Genomic DNA, 1,614 nt, shown 5'->3' with positions numbered 1-1,614 from the left:
GCGGTGGTGTGGATGACGGGCATGTCGGCAGGCTAGGCACCGCTCTTTGCTCGGTGCAATACTTTCTTTGCTCTCGGTGCAATAGAGGTGGAGGCGGGTGTCCTCAGTCCGAACCGGGGCGCTGGGCGCCGGTGTTCGGTCGCGCCGCGGGTTCGTGGATACGGGGAAGGGCAGGGCGATGGAGGAGTACCGGCGGATCGCCGATCGCGTCGAGGCCGCCGTGCGGGACGGTCGGTTGCGGCCCGGTGACCGGTTGCCGCCGCAGCGGGTCTTCGCCCGGCGGCACGCCATCGCCAACTCCACCGCCATCCGCGTCTACGGCGAGCTCGCCCGGCGCGGCCTCGTCGTCGGAGAGGTCGGCCGCGGCACCTTCGTCCGCGCCGCGCCCCCGCTGCCGGGGCCCGCGCTCGCGGAGGCGACCGGCGCCGCGCCGGTCGACCTCCAGCTCAACTACCCCGTCGCCGAAGGGCAGTCCGCGCTGATGGCCCCCGGCCTCGCCGCCCTCGCCCGGTCCGACGTACTGGCCGAGGCCGTGGCCCGGCCCGCCGCCGCCACCGGCACCCCGGAGGCGCGCGAGGCGGCGGCCGCCGTCCTCGCCCGGCCCGGGTGGGCGCCCGACCCCGACGCCGTGCTCTTCGCGGGGAACGGCCGCCAGGCCATCGCCGCCGCCCTCGCGGCCCTCGTCCCGCCCGGCGGCCGGCTCGGTGTCGAGGCCCTCACGTATCCCCTGGTCAAAGCGGTGGCCGAGACGCTCGGCATCCGGCTCGTCCCGCTCGCCCTCGACGAGGAGGGCGTACGGCCCGAGGCGCTCGCGGCCGCCCACCGGGCGGCGCCGCTGGCCGCCGTCTACCTCCAGCCCACGCTGCACAACCCGCTCTCCGCGACAGCGGGCGAGGAGCGGCGGGCCGCACTCGCCGAACTGCTGCGGAGTACGGACCTCACCGCCGTCGAGGACACCACCTGGGCCTTCCTCCTTCCCGACGCGCCCGCGCCGCTGGCCGCGCACGCCCCCGAGCGGGTCCTCCTCGTCGACAGCCTCTCCAAGCGGCTCGCCCCGGGGCTGACCGTCGGCTACCTCGTCGTGCCCGGCCGGTTCCGGGCCGCGGTGGCGGAGGCGCTGCGCTCCGGCGCCTGGACGGCGGGTGGCCTCGCCCTGGCCGCCGCCACCCGGTGGACCGGGGACGGGACCGTCGCCGAGGTGGTCGCGGCGAAACGCGCGGACACGGCGGCCCGGCACGCGCTGGTCCGCCGGCGCCTCGCCGGGCAGACGGTCCGGACCTCACCGCACGCCTACCACTGCTGGTGGGAGCTGCCCGCGCCGTGGAGGGCCGAGACCTTCGTGGCGGCGGCGGCCGCTCGCGCGGGCGTGGCGGTCACCCCGGGCGGCGCCTTCGCGGTCGGCGGCCGGGACGATACGGGAACGGCGCCGGACGCGGTCCGCATCGGGCTCGCCTCCCCGCCGCCGGCCGTCCTCGACGAGGTAGCCGACGGTCAGCCCCGGGGCGAGCCGCTTGGAGAGGCTGTCGACGAGGAGGACCCGCTCGGGGGCGTGCGCGGCCAGCGGCGCGGGCGCGTCGGGAAGGAGGAAGGCCCAGGTGGTGTCCTCGACGGCGG

General features: G+C 77.7%; 1 protein-coding gene. It reads left to right on the top strand.

Features of this window, described 5'->3' with window-relative positions:
* Window positions 1–178 precede the first annotated feature (178 nt).
* Window positions 179–1,614, top strand: a 1,436-nt coding sequence (locus EAO70_RS36655; protein ID WP_261993242.1) for a PLP-dependent aminotransferase family protein, incomplete at its 3' end; no start/stop codon positions are given.

Source organism: Streptomyces sp. adm13(2018), assembly GCF_008042145.1.
Taxonomy (GTDB): Bacteria; Actinomycetota; Actinomycetes; order Streptomycetales; family Streptomycetaceae; genus Streptomyces.
Note: the sequence above shows the minus strand (reverse complement) of the source record. Positions and strands in the feature narration are given on the sequence as shown.